This window comes from Candidatus Phycosocius bacilliformis (genome assembly GCF_003112735.1).
Lineage (GTDB): Bacteria > Pseudomonadota > Alphaproteobacteria > Caulobacterales > Aquidulcibacteraceae > Aquidulcibacter > Aquidulcibacter bacilliformis.
On the sequence record NZ_BFBR01000008.1, the window covers coordinates 86,161 to 108,237 of the forward strand.

The window sequence follows — 22,077 nt, forward strand, 5'->3', positions numbered from 1 at the left end:
CTTACCGGTCGAGGAAATCGCGCGCCAGATCCACTGTACCATGTCGTCCAACAGATTGCCCATGTTGGGCCGACCAAGTCTGCCAAGCCAGACGGCCCTGATCCCGCAGCCCAGTTAAGAAATCCCAGTCTGTGTTGAATTTACTGGCTGCACCCAAACCTTTTAGCGCCTCATCGGCCTTGATGGCATGGACTTTGACTGCCCGATATCGGTCCTTCAGCATATCGCCCATGGCCTCGTCAGCGAGAAGGCGTTGGACAAAGGCGATGGCGCGCAACTCAGCAATCAGGCTGGCGTTGAAAGTAATCTCGTTGAGCCGATCCATAATGGCGGCACTGGTTCGCGGCACATTGTCGAGGCTTTGTGGATTGAGCGCACATAACAATACATCATCGGGTAAATCGGCTTCATAGAAGAGCGGCCAAAGGGCAGGGTTTGCCATATAGCCGCCATCCCAATAGGCCTCGCCTGCCACCTCAACCGCTTGGAACAAATAGGGCAAACAGGCTGAAGCCAAGGCAACTTCAGCCGTTATCTCATTGGTTTTGAAAACTTTTGCGCGCCCGCTTTTCACATTGGTCGCTGCGATAAACATTTTGAAGGGTGGGGAGGCTCGTAGACCCTCAAAGTCAACAACATCTTGAAGAATGTCGCGTAATGGATTGAAATTCCAAGGATTAAACTCATAGGGGCTTGCCACGCTGGTCAGGGCGTCAAACCATTGAAAGCTGGCGGCCTTGAAAAGGCCAAACGGGTCGAGTGCTTTGCGGATGGCGTTGAGGCTGACTGGGCTGAACGGTCCGCGCGCCGTGCTGATCCGATTCCAGAATTGGCTCAGGGCTGCTCGTGCACCCTCCGGTCCCTGTGTCCGCAGCCCGTGGGCGCACACAACTGCATTCATCGCCCCTGCGCTGGTTGCGGTGATCGCGGCGATCTCAAACCGGCCTTCTTCAAGCAAGCCATCGAGAATACCCCAAGCAAAGGCCCCATGCGCACCACCCCCTTGCAGGGCGATGTTAAGGGCAGGGCGCTCCATCACCCCGCATCCTTACTGAGCACCGGCCCTTCGGGCTGGGGACGTGTGAAAACCCAATTGTTGGCCTTGGACAAGGAAGGGTCAAAGCGATAGCCGTCTCGATCAAACGCTTTGATCGCTTCTGGTGTGTCGATCCGATTGTCGATACAAAAGCGCGCCATGGTGCCGCGCGCACGCTTGGCATAAAAGCTCAATACCCGAGCTTGGCCGTCCTTTACCTCTTTAAAGCTGGCGGTCAGGACGGTGGCTTTCAGGGCTTTGACGTTCACGGCTCCAAAATATTCTTGGGAAGCAAGGTTCAGGACTACGGGCCTATCTTGACCGGCAAGATCCTCATTAAGCGCCTTTGACAGTCGGTCACCCCAGAAATCATAGAGGCTGTCACCGCGTCGGGTTTTCAGACGGGTGCCCATCTCCAGCCGATAGGGCGCAATCACATCGAGCGGGCGTAACAGGCCATAAAGACCAGACAGGATGCGGACGTGGTCTTGCGCCCAATTCAGGTCCTCGGCATTCAAATCGCGCGCCTGCAGGCCCTGATAGACATCACCATTGAAGGCAAGGGCCGCCTGCAAGACCTCTGGTCCGTCTAGTGCCGGGTCAAAAGCTTGAAATCTTTGGTAGTTCAGCTCAGCCAAATTGTCCGACAAATGCATCAATTTGGCGATGTCAGAACGCTTCAATTTGGCGGTGACTTTGGCCAGTGGCGCAATGTCGGCTTCCAGGCGTGGCTTTGTGGCCGGAAGCTCGAAGGCGACAGGCTCATAATTCAAATTTTTAGCAGGGGAGAGAAGAATCAGCATGGCCCTAAAATAGGGATGCTTGGCCAAGGGGGCAATGCATGATGCTTGCCCCCCAGAAGGTGTTGTCGGTGTTGGAGACTGGCCTGGAGGCCTTGGCTAGAAAGGGCGCTTGCCGGTAATGGTCTCGCCAAACATTTTGAAGTCGCCCATCAGGCTCCAAGCCGGATAGGTGAAGGTAGCAGGCTTATTCTTCTCGAAGAAGAAATGTCCAACCCACGCAAAGCCATAGCCAACGATGGGCGCTGCAACCAGATATTCAAAACCCCCGATGACGCCCCACAGGACGACATTGAGCAAACACAAACAGACCAGACCCGTCCCGATCACGTGCAGGCGGCGGCTGATCACATTTTGGTGCTCAGACAGATAAAAGGGGTAAAACTCCTCAAAGCTCGCAAAGCGGGCAGGGGTGGAGTTTGGTGCTTCGGTCGAAGTGGTGGTGGCGTGTTCGTCGGTCATGCTGTGCATGTGTGGTGGCCCGCCCAGAAGCGCAAGGGCTCATTCGGCTATTTGGGGAAAAAATTATTGGGGGCCGGTGCTAGGACATGGGTGATCTAGCCTGGTCGAGTTGGCGGTAGTTTAGTCGAGTGCGAGGCTGGCATGAGATTGAGTTTACATTGAACTTGTCCAGAAAAGTTACTAAGATACAAAAATCAACCTTTAATTAAGTCAGGTCGGCTATCGTGGTTTCGAGAAATTTCTCGCGGTATATATAACTTATGATTGAAAATAAGCGGAGGTTGATTGCTATTTGGTCCGTCATGTATCATAAAGTTAACAAGAATCCTGATTGAGCAAGTCAAAGAGCCATGCGCGAAGGCAACTCCAGATTAGATTTTTTTCGAGCTCGTCTCGAGACTCCCAACTATGAGGTTGGGGAAGCCGCTCGTTATGCGAAGGTTAGTGTTGCGACCGTTACTCGCTGGCATCAGAACACCATGCTATCTGCAAGGCGTCCAAGATTGAAGCTTTCATACCTTCAACTAATTGAATTGGCAGTTGTGTCGGCCTGCAAAGCGGCTGGAATGAAGTTAAGAGAGATTAGACTTGCGCGCGAATTTTTTGCAAAAGAGTTCAAGACCCCCCATCCCTTTGCAAAGCTTGAGCTCAAGACGGACGGTGTAGATTTGGCCACAAGGGACTGCCATAGCAATCTGATGATCGGCAATAGAAGCGGGCAGCTTGCTTGGAATGAGGTTATTGGCAGGCAGTTCCGTGACTTTGATTATGATGGTGATTTAGTATCTCGATGGCGTGTGGCAGGGGCGGATTCTCCCATAATCATTGATCCCGGGGTGAGATTTGGATCGCCTCATGTTGCTGGAGTTCCGACATACTTAATTTACGATAGAATTATGCACGGGGAAAGTTATCGTGATCTGGCTGAAGATTACGAAATACCTGAAGATCAATTGCGGGCGGCTGTGTGTTTTGAAGGTGGCCATCTTTCAAAGGCAGCTTAGAATTTGACTGATATTACATTTTTCTTTGATCGTTGCGTTGGCGTATCCATGCCAAAAACCTTACGTAGTACAATGCCGCCGTTTAATGTTGAGTATCACTCCGAAAAGAAAAATGGCTTCAGAGACGATCTTCCCGATGATGAATGGCTAGCCGTAGTCAGCCAAAAGAAGTGGCTGGTGGTAACTCATGATAAGTTAGTACATGATGACAGCATGGCAAAGCAAGCTGTTGAGCAATACAATGGTCGTATATTCTACTTGGATGGCGGCAGTGCGCCGAAATGGGAGAAGTTACGCTTATTTATATTCGCTTACAAGAAGATAATTCGAATTGTTAAACAGGAGAAGGCACCATTTATTTATCGTATTACTAGAAATGATCGAATTATCAAGGTACGTAAACTCTAGAGTATAGGGATCTGCTCCTAAATCTTCTGCCGCACCACACGCACCGCACAGCCCAGTGCCGCCTCAATCGGGACAAGAGCTTCGGGGGCGAGTTTGCCGACACCCGCATTGGTGGCAACCAAGGCGAAGCAGCCAAAGGAGGCGGCGGGTTGATAGATAAGCGCGTTCAGATTGGTTTGCCCGCCGCAACAGGCTGCCACCACTGCCAAATCCTCAAACTCATTCTCCGCGGCGCGGTCCATCGCTGACGGCCACCAGCCATGCGCATCCTTCCCGCAGAGCGGGCAGGTGATGGCCTCAAAGGCTTCGCCTGCATCAATGAAGCGCACATCGTCAAACATGTCATAACTGACTTCGCGCGCCGCGGGCAGCAGCGTCTCAAGCGCATCCGCCGCCGCTTCGGCTTGATCGTCATGGGGGACGTAGGTCGGATCGGTCGGTATCAGGATCAGATGGCTGGTGGGCACCTTCATTCAGATGCCCATTGCCGCCTTGACCGCCGCAAGCCCAGCCTCAACCGCATCTGCTGTCGGCGCACCGCCTTGGGCAAAGTCTGGCTTGCCGCCCCCGCCTTGGCCACCCATGGCTGTAACTGCGGCTTTGACCAGATCAACGGCATTGACGCTGCCCACAGTGCTGGCGACAGCCACTGCAGCCTTACCGTCGGCAGTTGCGACATAGGCGACCACGCCAGTGCCCAGTTTCTGGATGGCCTCATTGACCATTGGCCGCAAATCCTTGGCCCCGATGCCCTCCAAGATGCGAGCATCAAGCTTGACGCCATTGATCTCTTCGAGCGTTGCAGCAGCCCCGCCACCACCACCTAGAGCCAGTTTTTGCTTGGCATCGGTCAGTTCTTTTTCAAGCCGCTTACGCTCGGCAATCAAGGCTTCGATCCGGGCTGGCAGATCGGGCAATTGCGCCTTGAGAGGTTCTGCCGCCGCGCGGGCCAGCGCGGCCTCGGCTTTGAGGTGATCAAGTGCGGCCTGCCCTGTGGCCGCCTCAATGCGGCGCACGCCTGCGGCCACAGCCCCTTCTGACAGGATAACAAAGCTGCCAATATCGCCTGTGCGGCCGACATGTGTGCCCCCACACAATTCAACCGAATAGGATTTTGGCGTATGATCCAGCTTGCGGCCCATGGCCAGAACGCGGACCTCTTCGCCATATTTCTCACCAAACAACGCCATTGCCCCTTCGGCAATGGCTTCATCCGGTGTCATCAGACGGGTCGAGGCTTCGGTATTCTGACGCACCACGGCATTGACCTCCGCCTCAATGGCGTCGATCTCTGCCCGGGTGAGGCCTGCACCATGGGCAAAGTCAAAGCGCAACCGGTCGGCTTCAACCAGCGAGCCCTTTTGCGTCACATGCGGGCCCAAGACGTTTTGCAGCGCCGCATGCATTAAGTGCGTGGCGCTGTGGTTGGCCCGGATGGCTGCCCGCCGCTCGGTGTCGATTGCCAAAGTCGCGGCATCGCCCAATTTGATCTGGCCAAAGACCAATCGACCTTTATGGCCATGAATCGCCCCCGCGCGCTTGAGCGTATCGTCCACCTCAAATACCGCCCCGGAGTCAAAGCGGATCGTACCATGATCTCCGGCTTGGCCACCGCTCTCGGCATAGAAGGGGGTTTGGTTGAACACCAACTCCCCATTTTGTCCGGCTGACAAAACATCCTGCCGCTCACCGTCCACCACGATGGCGGCCAGCTGGCCGCTGGCCTCGTTCTGGGCGTAGCCCAAGAATTCACTGCCGCCCTGTTCGTCTTTGAGAGTAAGCCAAACTGCGTCGGTGCCCGCTTCCCCACTTCCAGCCCAAGCCGCCCGTGCGAGGGCCTTTTGCTCGTCCATGGCCGCATTGAATCCAGCCATATCCACCCCGATGCCACGTGCCCGCAACACATCCTGGGTCAGATCAATCGGGAAGCCGTAAGTATCATACAGCTGGAACGCCGCCTTGCCGGACAATTCCTCACCGTTGGACAGGCCGGCACTTTCTTCTTCCAGAAGGGCAAGTCCCCGACCCAAGGTGCGACGGAAGCGCACTTCCTCTTGTTCCAAAGTCGAGGTGATGAAGGCTTCAGCCCGGCGCAATTGGGGATAGGCCGCACCCATTTCCTCGATCAGGACCGGGGCAATACGGTGCAACAGAGGCTCCCGCGCACCGAGCATATGGGCATGGCGCATCGCCCGGCGCATAATGCGGCGCAGCACATAGCCGCGCCCTTCGTTGGAGGGCGTTACGCCGTCAGCAATCAGGAAGCTGGACGCACGTATATGGTCGGCAATCACCCGATGACTGGCGCGCTTGTCGCCCTCAGCTTTGACCCCGGTCAGGCTTTCAGAAGCGGCGATCAAGGTTTTGAACAGGTCGATATCGTAATTGTCGTGCACGCCCTGCAAGACAGCTGAAATCCGCTCCAGCCCCATGCCGGTGTCGATGCTGGGCTTGGGCAAGCTGGTTTGGCTGCCATCGGCATGGCGCTCAAACTGCATGAACACAAGGTTCCAGATTTCAATCCATCGGTCGCCGTCTTCCTCGGGGCTACCGGGAATCCCGCCCCAGATATGCTCACCATGGTCATAGAAGATTTCGCTACAGGGGCCGCAGGGGCCGGTATCACCCATGGACCAGAAGTTATCGCTGGTTGGGATGGAGATGATGCGATCATCACTCAAGCCCGCAATCTTGCGCCACAGGGCGCGGGCTTCATCATCGGTGTGATAGACAGTGACGAGCAATTTGTCCTTGTTGATGGCAAAATCGCCGGTCAATAATTCCCAAGCGTGGCTGATCGCCTGTTCCTTAAAATAATCGCCGAACGAGAAATTGCCGAGCATTTCAAAGAAGGTGTGATGGCGAGCGGTATAGCCGACATTGTCGAGGTCATTGTGCTTGCCACCGGCGCGCACACATTTTTGGCTGGTGACCGCGCGGGGTGGATCAGGCGGGTTTTCCGCGCCGGTAAAAACGTTCTTAAACTGCACCATGCCCGCATTGGTGAACATCAAAGTCGGGTCGTTTTGCGGGACAAGTGGACTTGAGGCCATAATCGTATGACCCTTGGATTTGAAAAAGTCCAAAAACGCGGTGCGAATGTCGTTGACGCTGGCCATCATGTCCCATCCAGGCACGTTGAGTGCCGATTGATTTGTGTGGGCAAATCTATAGGCAGCCCAAGCCGCCTCGCCAAGGCCCAGACCAGATCGATTGCAGGGTTTGGGTTAGGATAGCTTTTCGGTTGACGAGGCGACACGACAAACGGGCCTGACCGATAAGCCGGACCCGTTTTGCGCGGATCATGGTGAGCTGCGACTTGTTAGAATTCGTAGCTAAATCCAACCCGTATGGCGCGCGGGTTCTGATAGATCAAAGGGGATCGGTAAAACAGATCCGGTGTTCCACCAGCATCATTGCCGACTTCATTGTACTCAACTGGTTCTTTGGAATTGAAGAAATTGAAAATGTCGAGTCGCACAGTCGCCTCACCCAGCGTCACAACGTCGAGCTTATAGGCAAGAGAAACATCGACATTGCTGGTCCAATCCCCATCGAATTGCGATCCCCGCGGGGTCAAGCGCGCTGCACCGGCAACACCGGTGGGGTTGCAATACCAGGCTGTAACCGTGGTTGGCGCGGCGCGCCCATCATTCTTGGGATAAGGACCGATACAGCCGAAGGGCCGTCCAGAGCTGACCCGGATATTGGCACCTGCAACCAGATTGTCTGTGATGGCATAGGCTCCGAATAGCTTGAAATTATGGGTGCGATCATTCGGCAGACGACCCTTTGACCCATCCATCCAGCCCGGTTCATCAAAATCCTGGGTCAGACCTGTGTCATTCTGACCATTGTCCGATTTCACCCCGCCTTCATAATTCCCATAAGAGCGCGACCACACGTAAGAGCCCTGCAATTGCCATTTGCCATCCCAAGGGCGCTCAAAGCGTAGTTCAAGGGCGGTATATTCCCGCTTAGCAGCGGGAATGTCGGTCAATTTTGCGGGAATGGTGATTTGCGTTAGTCGGCCTGTGCCTTGGGCATCTACATCAACGATGACATCCTTGCCAGGATTGACCAGGACGTAGCCACCGCTGCCAATTGTCATATTATTGCAGTCCGCCACGCTGATGGAGGCAGGTCGCGACGACGAGGCACAAAAATTGGCCTGCACATAGCTGGCGTCGAAATCTTCAAGCACATTTTTTAGGTCCCTGTAGATTAGGGTCGCACCAACACGCCACTTATTGTCATAGACATGCTCAATCCCCAGGGTGAACTCATCTTGATACTGTGGTTCTAGGTTTTTTGTTACCAAAGTGGCGGGATTGGCATTGGCTGAATCTGAGAGCACTTCTTGCAGAACAGCGGAACCCGACAATGTCGGGACCAACGTCGTTGAGTCGGTTGCTGAATAGAGGAACCAATCCTGTGTGAACTTTTCGTTCCCGGCGAGGCGAATGTTGGTATTGGCGGCTACCGGCAAATAATAGCGACCGTAGAAGCCAAGCAATTTGGTCGACCGATCACCAAACAGATCATAACTGATCCCGATACGCGGAGCGACTTGGCTGGTTAGCTTTGTAAAGGGTGCTCCAGCTGCATTGAAATTAGTGAAGTCTTCGCTGCGAACACCAAGATTGAGGTTTAGCCGGTCATTCACTTGCCAGTCGTCTTGAACATAAATGGCCTTGTTGGTGGCCTTGAACTGCCCCCCGCTGTTGAGTTTGCGAACCCGAACATAATTGGTGTTCGGGGCAATCAGGCCACCAAGCGCCCCTGTCGCGCCAGAGCGATAATAGCGATAATAGACCCCACCCGAGTAGGATCTGGTTGAGATTGCCTGCAAATCTTCCTCATCATAGCCAACCCTGAGATGGTGTTTGCCAGCAAGGTCAAAATAGAAATCAAGGTCGGCACGAATAAGCTCGCGCTTGTCGTCACCCTTATCAATTGTGAGATTAGGATTGCCGCGCTGGATGACGCCACCAGTCTGGTTGGTGGGATCGACTTGCCCGGCAGGTGTCAGGCGCGCCAAAACGGAGGCTTGGCTATCAAGGGGACCCGCCGAGGTGCGCGCAAACGTATTGTCGCCCCACAATACTGAGAGCGTCATCCAATCGGTGAGCTTTCCTGTATATTTGGCGACGCGGGTTTCACCGCCCAATTGTGAGGCAGTATTGGTTTCATCAATTTCGGTCGATTGGTCGTTCAGATAGGTGAATTCAAGGCGATGTCCGTGAAACAGGTTTAGATCGATTTTACCGCCATAGAACGGGTCATCGCTCTTGGTTTCGGTGACGCGCTGCGGGCCACGGGTCCGATCTGTGGGTGAGTTTTGCGCGGCCGACACATCGACATTTTTGAAGTTTCGGGCGTTATAAAAGCCGTAGAAAAACGCGCGGTCTTTCCAGATTGGACCTGATAGCCAGACATTGCCCTCTTCGCGTGTCCGTTTGTCCTTTTCATTCAGTTGCAAATAGGTGTTTGGGGCGGTTGAACGTAGTTTTTCCGGTTCGATGTAATAATTGAGGCCTCCGTGAAACGCGTTGCTGCCTGAACGGGTTACTGCGACAACTGCCCCGCCTGTCGCCCGACCAAATTCGGCCTGATAGCCACCTGTCTTGACCTGTATTTGGTCATAGAATTCGAAGGGGATTGTCGACCCGCCTTCAAAGGTTCGGAAGTTGGTGACGTTCATCCCATTGACGTAATAGATGTTTTCAGCAACTGAAGCCCCACCCAAAGAAACCAGACCCGAGAAGGCGCCATTGCCAAAGGCTGTGTCGCCGGCCGTTGATCCTGGTGCAAGAAGCTGAATTGCGGCAACATTTCGTGCAATCGGCAACCGATCAAAAGTCTCGCGCACATTGACGGTGATGCCGGTGGTGGTTGCTGAGAAATCGACGGGTCGACGGCGGGCACCGTAAACAACCACGGTTTCGGCAGCGACCTGGGTGGACCTCAACACGAAATCGACCGCTTCCGCACTGCCCAGAATTATCTTCACATTGTCGGCGGAAGAGGTTTCGAATGCGGCTTTTGAGACTTGCAGCTGATAGTCGCCGACTGAATTGGATGCAAAGCGGTAGAAACCGTTGGCATCGGTTGATGTCGAAAGACTGGTGCCTTGCGCTTTGGAGGTTAAGGTGACGGTTGCGCCAGCGATGGGATTTCCGGTGCCATCTTTGACCTGTCCGACCACTGCGCCTGATGTCAAATCCTGTGCAAGCGCTGGTGTCGATACCAAACCCGCGCCAGCCAGCCCAATCAAAAATGGCGCGGCAAGGCCTGATATGATTGTGCCTAATAAAGCATTTTTCCGATATAAGCGCCCTGTTTTCATGATCAATTGATTCATGGATCCCCTCCATTGATGTGCTTGGCTGAAGCCAGCTGAATTACTCTTTGGTAATTTAAACTTAAATATCGGTCAATCACGAAAATGTGTTCACTTCGGCAGATGAAATTTATGGGATGGTGGATTTTATAAAAGCGCTTGGGAGAAATGATTTACGCGGATCAATCGAGTTTGTTTGAGACTGTCACCCCGCCTGACCAAGGGCGCAAAGTCTGCCCGCCATCGAAACCCCGCAGACTTTTGTTTGCTGGAATATCTTGCTTTGAATGAACGTCCTGGCGAACTGGATCGCTTTGACCCAAACGACATTCGCTTGAATTGGAATCTATCCACCTCCGGAGAGCATTTGCATGCAGGGGTATGCGATCGCGCACCCATTGTGCGCAGCGTCGCGTGGCTCCAATTGCTAAAGACCACCAGGGCAGACGTCCGTCATGCGCAGCGTCTACGCCTTAACCCTCAAAGACAATTCTTCCATCAACCATGGTCAGGAAAGTCTTGGCTGAAAGGATATCGGCGGGTCTAGCAGCCATGAAATCTGTTGAAAACACGCTGATGCTGGCCGCTTGGCCGGGGGCCAATGTGCCGCGCTGGGCATCACTGCCAACGGCATAGGCAGCGGCCTTAGTGAACATGGTCAGGGCCTGCTGGCGATTGACACGCTCTTCCAAGCCCCAATCGGGCCCGACATAGCCATTGAGTGCATGCCGATAGATGGCCGCATAAAACTCAATTCTGGGATCGCCTTGTTCAACTGGTGCGTCAGACCCCCCACATACCACAGCACCACTCCTAAGCAGGCTCGTCCAAGCATAGGCCCCCTTCAGGCGCTCTGGACCGAGACGGGCCGGGGCGAAATAGAGATCACCAATGGCATGGGACGGCTGCATTGAGGCAATGACCCCCATAGCGGCAAAGCGCGGCAAATCGGGCGGGGAAACCACTTGGGCATGCTCAATCCGCCAGCGCTTGTTGGTTTTCGCCTTGCCAAGAACCTGCTCAAACCAGTCAAGGCTCGCTCGGTTACCACGGTCGCCGATCGCATGCATGGCGACCTGTGCGCCAGATTTTTTGGCGCGGCGCAAAACCGATAGCACCACATCCTCATCGGTCAGCAACAAGCCACTGGAATCAGGAGCGTCGGCGTAGGGGGCAAGCAATGCCGCCCCGCGCGAGCCCAAAGCACCATCCGAATAAATTTTGACCCCGCGTGTGCGGATCCGCCCGGTGCGATCCGCACTGGGGCCATGGGCCAGAACCTGATCGGCAAAGGCGATATCGAGATAATTGTCGACCCGCAGCCCTACCTCGCCAGATGCGGCAAGTAACTTGAGAAGAGCCAAATCCTGGCTCGACACGCTCATATTGTGCAGGCCAGTCCAACCACGGGACGCATAAAGCCGATCGGCTTTGATCAAGGCCTCGCGGATCAGGTCAGGTCCAGGGCTCGGCATCTGGCTTTCCACCAGCGCCTGGGCATTATCGATCAGCATGCCAGTGGGGTTGCCATGGGCATCCTTGAGGATTTGCCCACCTGCCGGGGCCGTCGTGCTGGCATCAATCCCAGCCAACTTAAGCAGCACGCTGTTGGCCAGGGCCGCGTGTCCATCAGACCTTCCAAGCAGCAGGGGCCGGTCCGGCACAATAGCATCGACATCCGCGCGTGTCGGGAAGCGGCCCTCTGGCCAATGGGTTTCAATCCAGCCCCGCCCCACAATCGGCCCGGTGGGATGGCGGGCGACCCAGTCAGCCACAGTCTGTTGCAATTCAGTGATCGATTTGACTTGATCCAGGTTGAGCGTCATTTCCCGCAGACCGATCCCGGTCATATGGGCATGGCTATCGACCAGACCCGGCAGGGCAGCTGCCCCGGCTAAATCAATCTCACGCGCGCCCGGTAAGGCTGCCCGAACATCCTTGAGTCGCCCAATTGCCTTGACCCGGCTGCCCTGAATGGCAAGGGCTTGGGCGGCAGGCCGACCTGGCAAACCTGTATGGATCGGCCCACCGGTCAGGATGAGGCGGTTTGATGAGTTTTCGGCCCGTGCCGGTCCTGCCAGCAGGCCAGATGCACCCAGCATCATCATGTCGCGCCGATTCATATCCCACCTCCTGCGATCACCCGGCCGACAGCGTCGTCGAGCCCCGCAAAGCTGTCAATGTCCGCAGCGTGATTGCCCCTATAATGGTGACCGGCTGGTGCCGGCTTTTTGTCAATGTAGGCCGCGCACGGGCTTGGGGCTTGCAAGGGCGGGGAGGGGGGCGACGCTGATGCCGTCCTCGATCAAGTCGCGGGCTTCTTCCGCCGTGGCCTCGCCATAAACAAGGCGTTCCTCAGTCTCGCCCTCATGCATGGCACGTACCTCGCGGGCGAACCGATCCCCGACATAATCATAATTCTGGGCGATGTGGTCCTTCCAATCCGACAGAAACGCTTTGACTGGTTCAGGCAGGCTCAAACTGTCTGTGCCATTGGTAAGATTGACGGGTGTGTCAGCGGCTTTAGGCGGGCTTGGGCGATCGGTGCGGGAACTGACCACAGCAGGGGCCATGGGGGCCTTTTCAACCGTTGTAGAGCCGCAAAACGGACATTCAACCAGCCCGCGTGCGGCCTGGGCTTCATAGCCAGATATCGATTCAAACCAGGCTTCCCAGTCATGGGATTGATCACAACGCAGCGCATATTTGATCATGGTGCCTGATAACTCCGATCATGGGTGAGGCAAGGGATTTTGGTCCGCGCTGCGATAACCCTGTCCAGATCAAGTTCGGCCAATAGGATACCAGGGTTGTCGTGGTCCAATTCGGCAATGATTTCACCCCAAGGTGCTACGATCATGCTGTGGCCAAAAGTTGCCCGGCCATCCTCATGATTGCCGCCTTGGGCTGCAGCCAGGATAAAAGCCCCGGTTTCAATCGCGCGGGCGCGCAACAACACATGCCAATGGGCTTTGCCAGTTGGCGCCGTAAAGGCTGCGGGGACAGCGATGATCTGCGCGCCAGCTTTGGCCAGATCACGGAAAAGGTGTGGGAAGCGCACATCATAACAAATGGTCAGTCCCAGCTTGCCAAAGGCAGCATCGACCACCACCGCTGTATCGCCGGGCTCATAGGCTTGGCTTTCACGTGTCTCCTGACCTGCCCCCAGATTGACGTCGAACAGATGGATTTTGTCATAGGTCGCCAAGAGCTTGCCATCGGGACCAAACAAATGGCTGCGATTGGCTGCCTTACCACTGCGCCGCCTCAGCAAAGCTGATCCGATCAGCAGGTGGAAACCATGTCTGTGCGCTTGGGCCCCATACCAATTAAGGGCGTCTTCGTCGTCTTCAAACAAAGCTTCTTCGGCGAACCGATCCCGATCACGCTGGAGGATATTTGTGCCTTCCGGCGTGACGACAAGTTCCGCGCCGGCTTTTGCAGCTCGTGCAAGTAACGGTTCTAACTGGGCGCGCGCGGCTTCAAGCCGTGCTGGGGTGCGCAATTGAATGACGGCAACTTTGACCAACGTCAGCCCGCCAGCAAGGGATCAAGGCCGCCACGGGCCTCCAATGCCATCAGATCATCGCAGCCCCCGACATGGGTATCTCCGATGAAGATTTGCGGGAACGTATTCCGACCGCTCAGCTCATTCATCTTGGCCCGGACCTCCGGGTTGGAGGCAGCCTCAATATTGGTGATGTCCGCCCCCTTCTTTTCCAGAAGTGCCAAAGCCCGTTCGCAATAGGGGCAGAAGTATTTGGTATAGATGGTAACAGCTGCCATCGAAGCAATCCTTTGGAATTTGTGGTTTTCGTGACGCTTATATAGAGAGGATTAGCTTGATTTGGAGCCCCCTGCCATGCGCGAATCCCACTCTTCCTTGCTTCCCAACAACGACCTCAGTCCTGATCAGGCCCATCTGCTTGGCAAGATGCTGCTCGAAGAAGGTGGATTTTCCAGATTGTCCGCGCATGATCAGGCCTTGATCTGTGCCATAGCCCACAGGGTACATGTTACCCAAGATGCCAATGAAGCCTTTGAATCTCAGACAACTTTTGGCCAGAGGCTTGCAGATCGAGTTGCCGAAGTGGGGGGGTCTTGGGGCTTTGTGATCAGTTTTGTCATCTTCCTGATCTTGTGGGCGGGGCTTAATGTGGTTGTTCTGCACGGACAGGATAGGTTTGATCCCTATCCCTTCATCTTTCTCAATCTGATCCTCTCCATGCTGGCGGCCATCCAAGCCCCAATCATCATGATGGCGCAGAACCGGCAAGCCGATAAGGATCGTCTGACCACGCGCATGGATTACGAGGTTAATGTGAAGGCCGAGCATGAAATCGCCTTGTTGCGCGAACATGTCAGCCAGTTGCACGACAAGCTCGACCGCCATTTGGCGGGTTCGGCCTAGTGCAGGGCAAAGGCAAAATGCGGATTGTTTCGGGGCGTTGGAAAGGCAAGGCCTTGGTTGCCCCTGACGGCGAAGCCACACGGCCCACTGCTGACCGGGCGCGTCAGGCCATATTTAATGTGCTTGAACATGCACCGTGGTCACAGGGTGTCTTGGGCACCAAAGTGCTGGATTTATTTGCGGGGACCGGGGCTTTGGGCTTGGAAGCCTTGTCACGCGGGGCCGACTTCTGTCTGTTCATTGATCAGGCTCCGGCAGCGCGTGCAGCTTTGATGGGTAATGTCGAAGCCTGCGCGGCACAGGGAATGAGTCGGATATGGAAGCGCGATGCCGGCGATCTTGGGCCGTTACCGCCATCTGCGAATGGTCCATTTGACCTTGTCTTTATCGACCCACCCTATGGCAAGGGGCTGGAACGGGCGGCTTTGTCTAGCCTCACCCAGGGGTGGCTGGCCACACGCGCTTGCGTGATTGTTGAGCGGGGGCGGGGAGAGACCACTTTAGACCCTGCCCATATAGATCCTCGATACAGGCTTCACGACAGCCGGACCTATGGGGCCGCAGATATCTTGATGATCGAGTGGACAGGCTAAAAGCTAGGCCACTTGGTCCTGACCCAAGAGCCCGGATCCGGCACGAGGACGGCGAGCCTTGGCGAGAATCTTGTCGAGCGCAGCAACGGCTCGATCGGTCATGGTCTCGATGATTTCCACATCTAGATACAGATCGCCTGCCGGGCGACCACTGGTGGCAGGAAGGCCACGACCGGCGACCAACAGTCGATCACCGTCTTGGGTGTCCTTGGGTACATTGAGACGGAGGCGACCCATTGGCGTTTCAATTTCAACGCCCCCGCCAGATCGCGCTTGCACGGCCGACAAAGTTAGGCTGGTGACAAGATTGCCACCATCTATTTCGAAGCCATCTGTATCGGCGATGCGGATGACACAGGCGACATCTGTCTTGCCAATCCGAGCGATAATGCGGTCGCCAGAGCGTGCTCCCGCAGGAACACGGACGCTGGCTTTGCCCAGCGGGCAGGACCCTTTTACCGAGCCGCCGCGGGCTGCAATCCAAACAGAGACTTCAAGATCAATCTCGGTCATGCGGCCAGCACGTGGGCTGCCAGTACGGCCAATATCAGCGGAGGCCGCCCCCAATGTAATCACCCGATAGGCTTCGCGTGCCTCTTCAAAACGCTGGCGCGCCTGAGGGTCTGCGTTAACATCGGGATGGCACGCTTTGGCAACGGCATGAAACGCGGCTTTGGCGGCACGTGGGTCAGCATTGGGCTCAAGCCCGAGGATGGCATAGGGAGAAGACATGGTCAGGACCATCGTCTCGGCACGGTTAATGACCTGTAAATTCGGTGTCGAAAATTCAAAATTTTATCGGGGAATTTTGCAGGCTTTTTGCATCTGCGGCAAAAGGTCAGGGACCTGAAGTCAGCACCGTGATAGCCGCACCTGGTCCAAGGTCGGTGGTGCTGATGAGTTGGCGAAAGCAAGTCCGCACACTACATTGCCGACATGACCGCCAACACCTTGATCCCGCCCTCGCCATCGGATGCCGACTACAAGGCCACCGCTCCAGATTCGGTACCTGAGTTGCAGGATCATGCCGATCCTTTTGCTCTATTTGGTACGTGGCTTGCTGAAGCTCGCGAGAAAGAAATCAACGATCCCAACGCCATGGCGCTGGCAACGGCCGATGCCGACGGCCTGCCGGATGTGCGGATGGTGCTCTTGAAGGATTTCGATGAGCAAGGATTTGTTTTTTATACAAATCTTGAAAGCTATAAGGGGCGACAGCTTGCTGAAAATCCTCAAGCTGCCCTCTGTTTCCATTGGAAAAGCCTCCGGCGTCAGGTGCGGGTACGCGGACAAATCAATGCCGTGAGTGCGGCAGAAGCAGATGCCTATTTTGCCTCGCGTGCGCGCGACAGTCGTATCGGGGCATGGGCGAGCGCCCAGTCCCGGCCCTTGGAAGATCGCTTCGCTCTGGAAAAAAGTGTCGCAGCTCATGCGTTGAAATTCGGAATCGGGGAGGTACCTCGGCCCGCTTTCTGGAGTGGCTTCCGGCTCACGCCGACGCGGATCGAATTCTGGCGGGATCGTGCATTTCGCTTGCATGATCGACTGGAGTTCCACCGGGCCGATGCCGCCACTCCATGGTCCACAACGCGGCTTTATCCGTAAGACAGAGCAATTCGTCAGTCTTAAGGGAAGTCAGAATATGCGTCAGGATCAGAAGGCTTTTGTTGTGACCGGGGCTTCGACCGGTATTGGGCGGGCAATTGCTGACCGACTGGTGGCGCAAGGCCATTTTGTCTTCGCGTCGGTGCGCAAGCAGGCCGATGCAGACACCCTTAATGCTGCTTTTGGTGCCAATGGACGGGCAGTCTTGTTCGATGTGGCTGACGAGGCCGCCATTCTTGCTGCCGCTGAGGAAGTCGGAAAGGCTTTGCAAGGGCGGACTTTGGCCGGTTTGGTCAATAATGCGGGGATTGCTTTACCGGGGCCTGCCCTGATCCAGCCTATGGCCGAGATTGCACAAGTGATGGATGTGAATTTCATGGGCGTTGTGCGTTGTTGCCGCGCCTTTGCACCGCTCCTGGGGGCAGATCCGGCGCGTTCAGGGCCCAAAGGCCGTATTCTCAATATAACGTCCGTTTCAGGTAAGTTCGGCTATCCCTTCACGGCGGCCTATGTGGCCGCCAAGCATGCTGTAGAGGGCTTTTCTGACAGTTTGCGCCGTGAATTGCTTCTTGTTGGGATTGACGTCATCGTCGTGGGCCCAGGGGCAGTGAAGACCCCGATCTGGGAGAAGGGGGCGGCCGTTGGGGCCAATCGCTATGGCGATACCATCTGGGGCAAACCTCTGGAGAAGTTGACCCAATCCCTGGCGGCAATGGATCAGGAAGGCCTTGAGGTCGGGGTCATTGCCGATGTGGTTGAAGAGGCTCTCACCACCTCAAGTCCCAAGACACGTTATGCGCCCGTGCCCAACAAGCTGGTCAATTGGTGGTTGGCGCGTCTTTTGCCACCGCGTGTTATCGACCGCTTTGTCGGCAAGTCCCTCGCGCTTTTGCCCGAGGCCTAAACCTCCGTTACCGGATGGTTTTGCGCCCTCGCTTTATCCTGTGAATGATCCGTCAACATCCTTGTGATGGCCCGCTGCGCTGTGGCCTGTTGACGTGGGCGCTTGAGTGCTTAGGAAGGGCGCAAATCGGCTGATCCTGCTGTTCTGGCGGGTTTTGGCGCAGCAAAAATTGGGAGAACAACATGCTCGGACTGATGCAGAACTGGCCGCTGACCGTTGACAAGATCATGGATCATGCCGCCATCAATCACGGTCGTCGTGAAGTCGTGACCCGGTCGGTTGAAGGCCCGATCGTACGCACCACCTATGCCGACATCCATACCCGCGCCAAAAAGGTCTCTAATGCGCTGTTGGCAGAGGGCATCAAACTGGGCGACCGAGTTGCCACTCTGGCCTGGAACTCTGGCCGGCATATGGAAATTTGGTACGGTGCCATGGGGCTGGGTATTGTGCTGCACACCCTCAATCCACGCCTGTTCCCCGAGCAATTGGTCTATATCGTCAATCATGCCGAAGATAAGATCATTTTCACCGACCTCACCTTCCTACCGATCCTTGAAGCCTTGAAGGACAAGCTCAATCCGGTGCAGCGCTATGTCGTGATGACCGATAAGGATCATATGCCAGCCTGTAGCCTCAAAGGGGCGATCGATTATGAGAGCTGGATCGACAGCCACGGCACGGATGTGACATGGGGCGGGTTTGACGAAAATACCGCTGCCGGCCTCTGCTATACTTCGGGTACGACGGGCAATCCAAAGGGCGTCCTCTATTCGCACCGCTCCAATGTGTTGCACACGCTTTTAACCATGCAGAAGGACGTGATGGGCCTGGGTGCCCGAGACGTGATCTTGCCCGTCGTGCCGATGTTCCACGCCAATGCGTGGGGCGTTGCGCTCTCTGCCCCTGCTGCGGGTGCGAAAATGGTGATGCCAGGCGCCAAGATGGATGGGGCGTCGATTTATGAATTGCTGGAAACCGAACATGTCACCTTCTCGGCAGCGGTGCCGACCGTGTGGATGATGTTGCTGCAACATTTGGAAGCCACCAATTCCAAATTGTCGACCTTGAAAAAGGTGGCCATTGGTGGGTCTGCAGTGCCAGAGCGCATCATGCGCCTGTTTGAGGAAAAGTACGGTGTCGAAGTGCTCCATGCCTGGGGCATGACCGAAACCTCACCTCTGGGGACTTTGGGTTCACTCGGCCCCGATGCCGACACCATGACCCATGATGAAAAGATCAAGACCAAACTCAAGCAGGGGCGTCCGCCATTCGGGGTGGAAATCAAAATCCTGCGCGATGGCGTTGAAGCGCCCCGCGATGGGGAAACCTTTGGCAATTTGGTGGTCCGCGGGGCTGCAATTGCAGCCGGCTATTTCAAGGGCGAGGGTGGCAATATCCTCGACAAGGATGGCTTCTTTGACACCGGCGATGTGGCCACTATTGATGCAGCGGGCTTCATGCAAATCACCGACCGCGCCAAGGATGTGATCAAATCCGGCGGGGAATGGATCAGCTCCATCGATGTGGAAAATGTCGCGGTCGGCGCACCCGGCGTGGCTGTGGCAGCGGTCATTGGCAAATATCACCCCAAATGGGATGAGCGGCCGCTCCTCATCATCGAACCTGCAAAAGGCGCTTCGCCAAGCAAGGAAGACATTTTGGGCTATCTTGATGGCAAGATCGCCAAATGGTGGATGCCAGACGATGTGCAATTCGTCGAAGCGATCCCGCTGGGTGCAACTGGCAAGATCAACAAACTGGCGCTGCGGGAAACCTTCGCCAATTATGAATTACCAACCGCGAAAGCATCCTGAATTGGTGGGGGCGGGCTCGGCTGCACAGTCGTGGTCCGCCCCGCCTTGTCCTGATCTTCGCCCCACTCTAGTCTAGTCCTGCAACAGGGGAGTGGCGATTATGGCAGAAGCACAATCTCGCGGGGTCAAGACACGTAATATTGTGCTGGTAATTGGGGTGGCTCTGGCCATTTTCCTTCCCATCTGGGTTGTGGTTGCCGCCTTGGGCACCAAGTTCGGCCTCTGGCCATGGACGATTGGTCTGGTGCGAATGATTGGCGGGATTGGCGTACCCCTGATCGGGGTCTTAATCCTGGTTACCTTTATTGCCAGCCTGTTGGTCATCTTTATCAAACCGCGCTCTGGTTATGCCGCGCTCGGCTTCATGTGGATTGTCGCTGTGGGGGCTGCCGGTATAGCCCTGTCGACCATCGGCAAAGCCCGCACGGTGCCGCCCATTCATGACATTTCGACCAATCCAGCCAACCCATTGACGTTTTCGGCGAAGGTCATGGCGGCTCGCGGGCCTAGCGCCAACCCGATTGTATCACCTCAAAAAGCCACTGTGCCGTTCGACAAAAAGCGCTTGGGGCCTTGGACAGGGCGCAGCCTCGAGCAAATTCAGGCCGACGCCTATCCGGGCGTTCAGACGCTGAAACTACCCACTTTGCCGCCAAAGGAGGCCTTTGCGGAGGCAGAAAAGGCCATGACGGAGAAGGGCTGGACCATCGTCACCAGCGATCCGGCATCTGGACGACTTGAGGCTGAAGTCGAAAGCCTTTGGTTTGGCTTCAAAGATGATGTGGTGTTGATGGTGGCAGCCGACGGTCAAGGTTCTGCTATCGATATGCGATCAGTCAGTCGTGTAGGCATTTCTGATCTCGGTGCTAATGCTGCACGCATTGAAGACCTGTTGTCAGCATTGAAAAAGGCGGTTACAGCACGGTAATTGACATCGTCGAAACTTGGTGAGAACACAAGTTCATGATCCGAAACCCTCTCCTGGCCCTCTCTGGCTGCGCAATTTTGGCAGGAACTCTGGCGGCGACGCCGTTAATGGCCGCGAGTGTGGCCAATAAGGCGACTGCCAATTCAACAGCAACAACCACCAGCGCCAACACGACAACAACAAGCAATGGCGCCGTGGGCGAGGCGAATATCGTTGATAATCGCATGGTTGATGTTGTGGTGGTCTGGGGCTTTCGGGTGAGAACCAATAAATTTGATGAGCGGCGGCCGTCATTGACGGCTGGTTATGGCGACTTGGTCAAGAAACCGGAATGTCAGACCAGTGTGTGCGGCTTCGTGGTTTTCCATGATGGCGAAAAGTGGCGCTACACCAATGTTCTGGCCGGCAGCGAAGATCAGCTCCGCGCCCTTCAAGGGGATTTAGAATATGATCGCCAGACTTTGGTGATCGTTCATCCCAATGGCGAACGGCGATCGGTGCCCCAGTTTTAGGCATAGGGCGCTTCTGATTCCCGGCACTTGGGGTTCTGCATAAGACTGTCCACGGGCAACATGCTCTCAATCAGACAATCGACACAGGCCAAATAGAAAAGGGGCCCTGTTTCCAGGGCCCCGTCTCGATGTTCAATCACCGAGGCATTGCATTAGCCCTCGCGGAATCCCTAACGGAACAGGGACAGGGCTGTCTGCGATGAACCGTTGGCGATTGACAGAGCTTGAATGCCCAATTGCTGCTTGACTTGCAGAGCTTGCAGCTTGGCGCTTTCCTTGGCGAGATCGGCATCAGCAATCGCCCCGATGCCGTTGCTCAAGGCATCTTGAAGCTTACCAACGAAATTGCGGTGAACTTCAAAGCGCTTGGCTCCTGCACCCCATGTCGCCAATTGGGTCCCCAATCGATCAATCGCGTTGTTGACGTTGGTGAGCGCAGTCGCTGCGTTGGCGGTGGTGTCCACGGTCTGAGTAGCCGTCACGGGAATGGTTGTTGAACCCAAAGCTAAACTGATCCCATTTACCGTGATGTTATTGCCACCATTGGCATCGCCAAGTGCAACCGCATTATTGGGCGTGCCGGAGATCATATTGGCACCATCAAACACGGCATTGGCGATGATATTGGTCACCTGGTCGCGTAATTGGATGAAGTCGGCGTTCAATGCTGCGGATGCAGCGGTTGAGTTACCAGGCTGGGTTGCAGCAAGGGCCTTGCCCTTCATTTCATTGAGCAATTCCATGATGCTCTCACCTGCAGCGATGCCGGTATCGAGAATTGACGAAGCTCGGTCGATTGACTCCCTTACGCGATCATAGGCTGTAACGTCCGACCGCATTTTGTTGGCAATCGCAAACAAGGCCCCATTGTCTTTGGCCGAAGCCACTTTCAGACCCGTGGCAATTGTGTTTTGGGTCCTTTCAAGTTGATTGTTGGTCCGGTTCAATGTTTGCAGCGCAATCATTGAGCCAGAATTGGTGTTTACGCTGATCATTCTTGATCTCCCTTACATGACTCATGTCATGCCGTGCTGGCATGAAGGTCCTTCAGACCCGCACGCAGTTTAGCAAGGCGAAGGATTTTTCTTGGTTTCCAATCTAGATAAAAATTTAGGTAACTGAGAGTTATTTTCACAAAATTCGGTAGTTTTTGTCGGTAAGACACTATAATTATAATATAAAAGTGATAATGGCGTTATCTGTTGGCTATATTGATTTTATAAATTCTTTATGTCGGTGCCGTCAGTTGCATAT

Annotated in this window: 21 protein-coding genes; 9 read left to right on the forward strand and 12 right to left on the reverse strand. The window is 55.3% G+C overall.

What is annotated here, in order from left to right; genetic code table 11:
* Position 1: 1 nt before the first annotated feature.
* The 3 genes from PbB2_RS12755 to PbB2_RS12765 all read right to left on the reverse strand — a co-directional run bounded on the left by PbB2_RS12755 (position 2) and on the right by PbB2_RS12765 (position 2,298).
* Positions 2-1,036 carry a patatin-like phospholipase family protein gene (locus PbB2_RS12755; protein WP_108985717.1) on the reverse strand — a complete coding sequence of 345 codons (1,035 nt, stop codon included), beginning with the start codon at positions 1,034-1,036 and terminating at the stop codon, positions 2-4.
* Positions 1,036-1,839 (reverse strand): peroxide stress protein YaaA, encoded by an 804-nt coding sequence (yaaA, locus tag PbB2_RS12760; protein WP_108985718.1) that lies wholly within the window; start codon positions 1,837-1,839, stop codon positions 1,036-1,038. The genes PbB2_RS12755 and yaaA overlap by 1 nt, the downstream gene beginning before the upstream one ends.
* Positions 1,840-1,935: 96 nt before the next feature.
* Positions 1,936-2,298 carry an Mpo1-like protein gene (locus PbB2_RS12765; RefSeq protein ID WP_108985719.1) on the reverse strand — a complete coding sequence of 121 codons (363 nt, stop codon included), beginning with the start codon at positions 2,296-2,298 and terminating at the stop codon, positions 1,936-1,938.
* Between the two features lie 350 nt (positions 2,299-2,648).
* Here PbB2_RS12765 and PbB2_RS12770 point away from each other — a divergent pair, with 350 nt between their 5' ends.
* Together PbB2_RS12770 and PbB2_RS12775 are read left to right on the forward strand one after the other, a co-directional pair.
* Positions 2,649-3,302, forward strand: coding sequence for a DUF433 domain-containing protein (locus PbB2_RS12770; RefSeq protein ID WP_108985720.1), 654 nt, complete (start codon positions 2,649-2,651; stop codon positions 3,300-3,302).
* A 3-nt stretch (positions 3,303-3,305) separates the two neighbouring features.
* Positions 3,306-3,710, forward strand: a complete 405-nt coding sequence (locus PbB2_RS12775) for a PIN-like domain-containing protein (RefSeq protein WP_133245803.1) — start codon at positions 3,306-3,308, stop codon at positions 3,708-3,710.
* Between the two features lie 17 nt (positions 3,711-3,727).
* Here the strand turns inward: PbB2_RS12775 and PbB2_RS12780 are convergent, their stop codons facing one another.
* The 7 genes from PbB2_RS12780 to grxC all read right to left on the reverse strand — a co-directional run bounded on the left by PbB2_RS12780 (position 3,728) and on the right by grxC (position 13,839).
* Positions 3,728-4,183, reverse strand: a complete 456-nt coding sequence (locus tag PbB2_RS12780; RefSeq protein WP_108985722.1) for a hypothetical protein — start codon at positions 4,181-4,183, stop codon at positions 3,728-3,730.
* A complete protein-coding gene (gene alaS, locus PbB2_RS12785) occupies positions 4,184-6,829 on the reverse strand; it encodes an alanine--tRNA ligase (RefSeq protein ID WP_108985789.1) in 2,646 nt (881 codons plus the stop codon). It lies immediately after the preceding gene.
* A gap of 203 nt (positions 6,830-7,032) precedes the next feature.
* Entirely contained in the window at positions 7,033-10,074 is a 3,042-nt protein-coding gene (locus PbB2_RS12790) for a TonB-dependent receptor (protein ID WP_108985723.1), read from the reverse strand.
* Positions 10,075-10,526: 452 nt separating this feature from the next.
* Positions 10,527-12,176 (reverse strand): amidohydrolase, encoded by a 1,650-nt coding sequence (locus tag PbB2_RS12795; protein WP_238165008.1) that lies wholly within the window; start codon positions 12,174-12,176, stop codon positions 10,527-10,529.
* A gap of 111 nt (positions 12,177-12,287) precedes the next feature.
* Positions 12,288-12,767: a DUF1178 family protein gene (locus tag PbB2_RS12800; RefSeq protein WP_108985724.1), complete on the reverse strand. Its 480-nt coding sequence runs from the start codon at positions 12,765-12,767 to the stop codon at positions 12,288-12,290.
* Positions 12,764-13,582, reverse strand: a complete 819-nt coding sequence (locus PbB2_RS12805) for a carbon-nitrogen hydrolase family protein (protein WP_320410535.1) — start codon at positions 13,580-13,582, stop codon at positions 12,764-12,766. Before PbB2_RS12805 ends, PbB2_RS12800 begins: the two co-directional genes overlap by 4 nt.
* Positions 13,583-13,584: 2 nt before the next feature.
* Positions 13,585-13,839, reverse strand: a complete 255-nt coding sequence (grxC, locus tag PbB2_RS12810; RefSeq protein ID WP_108985726.1) for a glutaredoxin 3 — start codon at positions 13,837-13,839, stop codon at positions 13,585-13,587.
* Between the two features lie 76 nt (positions 13,840-13,915).
* Here grxC and PbB2_RS12815 point away from each other — a divergent pair, with 76 nt between their 5' ends.
* Both PbB2_RS12815 and rsmD read left to right on the forward strand, forming a co-directional pair.
* Positions 13,916-14,464, forward strand: coding sequence for a DUF1003 domain-containing protein (locus tag PbB2_RS12815; RefSeq protein ID WP_238165009.1), 549 nt, complete (start codon positions 13,916-13,918; stop codon positions 14,462-14,464).
* Positions 14,464-15,057, forward strand: coding sequence for a 16S rRNA (guanine(966)-N(2))-methyltransferase RsmD (rsmD, locus tag PbB2_RS12820; RefSeq protein WP_272949237.1), 594 nt, complete (start codon positions 14,464-14,466; stop codon positions 15,055-15,057). Before PbB2_RS12815 ends, rsmD begins: the two co-directional genes overlap by 1 nt.
* A 3-nt stretch (positions 15,058-15,060) precedes the next feature.
* Here the strand turns inward: rsmD and PbB2_RS12825 are convergent, their stop codons facing one another.
* Positions 15,061-15,789 (reverse strand): DnaJ C-terminal domain-containing protein, encoded by a 729-nt coding sequence (locus PbB2_RS12825; RefSeq protein WP_192576330.1) that lies wholly within the window; start codon positions 15,787-15,789, stop codon positions 15,061-15,063.
* Between the two features lie 204 nt (positions 15,790-15,993).
* Here PbB2_RS12825 and pdxH point away from each other — a divergent pair, with 204 nt between their 5' ends.
* The 5 genes from pdxH to PbB2_RS12850 all read left to right on the forward strand — a co-directional run bounded on the left by pdxH (position 15,994) and on the right by PbB2_RS12850 (position 20,823).
* Positions 15,994-16,662 carry a pyridoxamine 5'-phosphate oxidase gene (gene pdxH, locus PbB2_RS12830; protein ID WP_108985728.1) on the forward strand — a complete coding sequence of 223 codons (669 nt, stop codon included), beginning with the start codon at positions 15,994-15,996 and terminating at the stop codon, positions 16,660-16,662.
* On the forward strand, positions 16,622-17,566 hold the full coding sequence (locus tag PbB2_RS12835) for an SDR family NAD(P)-dependent oxidoreductase (RefSeq protein WP_305790471.1): 945 nt from the start codon (positions 16,622-16,624) through the stop codon (positions 17,564-17,566). Before pdxH ends, PbB2_RS12835 begins: the two co-directional genes overlap by 41 nt.
* Positions 17,567-17,748: 182 nt before the next feature.
* Positions 17,749-19,383: a long-chain-fatty-acid--CoA ligase gene (locus PbB2_RS12840; RefSeq protein ID WP_108985730.1), complete on the forward strand. Its 1,635-nt coding sequence runs from the start codon at positions 17,749-17,751 to the stop codon at positions 19,381-19,383.
* 100 nt (positions 19,384-19,483) lie between these two features.
* Positions 19,484-20,311 carry a DUF1499 domain-containing protein gene (locus PbB2_RS12845; RefSeq protein ID WP_133245804.1) on the forward strand — a complete coding sequence of 276 codons (828 nt, stop codon included), beginning with the start codon at positions 19,484-19,486 and terminating at the stop codon, positions 20,309-20,311.
* Positions 20,312-20,346: 35 nt separating this feature from the next.
* Complete coding sequence (locus PbB2_RS12850) at positions 20,347-20,823, forward strand: hypothetical protein (RefSeq protein WP_133245805.1); 477 nt, start codon at positions 20,347-20,349, stop codon at positions 20,821-20,823.
* Positions 20,824-20,993: 170 nt separating this feature from the next.
* On the opposite strand, the gene PbB2_RS12855 is transcribed toward PbB2_RS12850, so the two are convergent.
* Positions 20,994-21,818 carry a flagellin gene (locus PbB2_RS12855; protein WP_108985733.1) on the reverse strand — a complete coding sequence of 275 codons (825 nt, stop codon included), beginning with the start codon at positions 21,816-21,818 and terminating at the stop codon, positions 20,994-20,996.
* Positions 21,819-22,077: the final 259 nt, after the last annotated feature.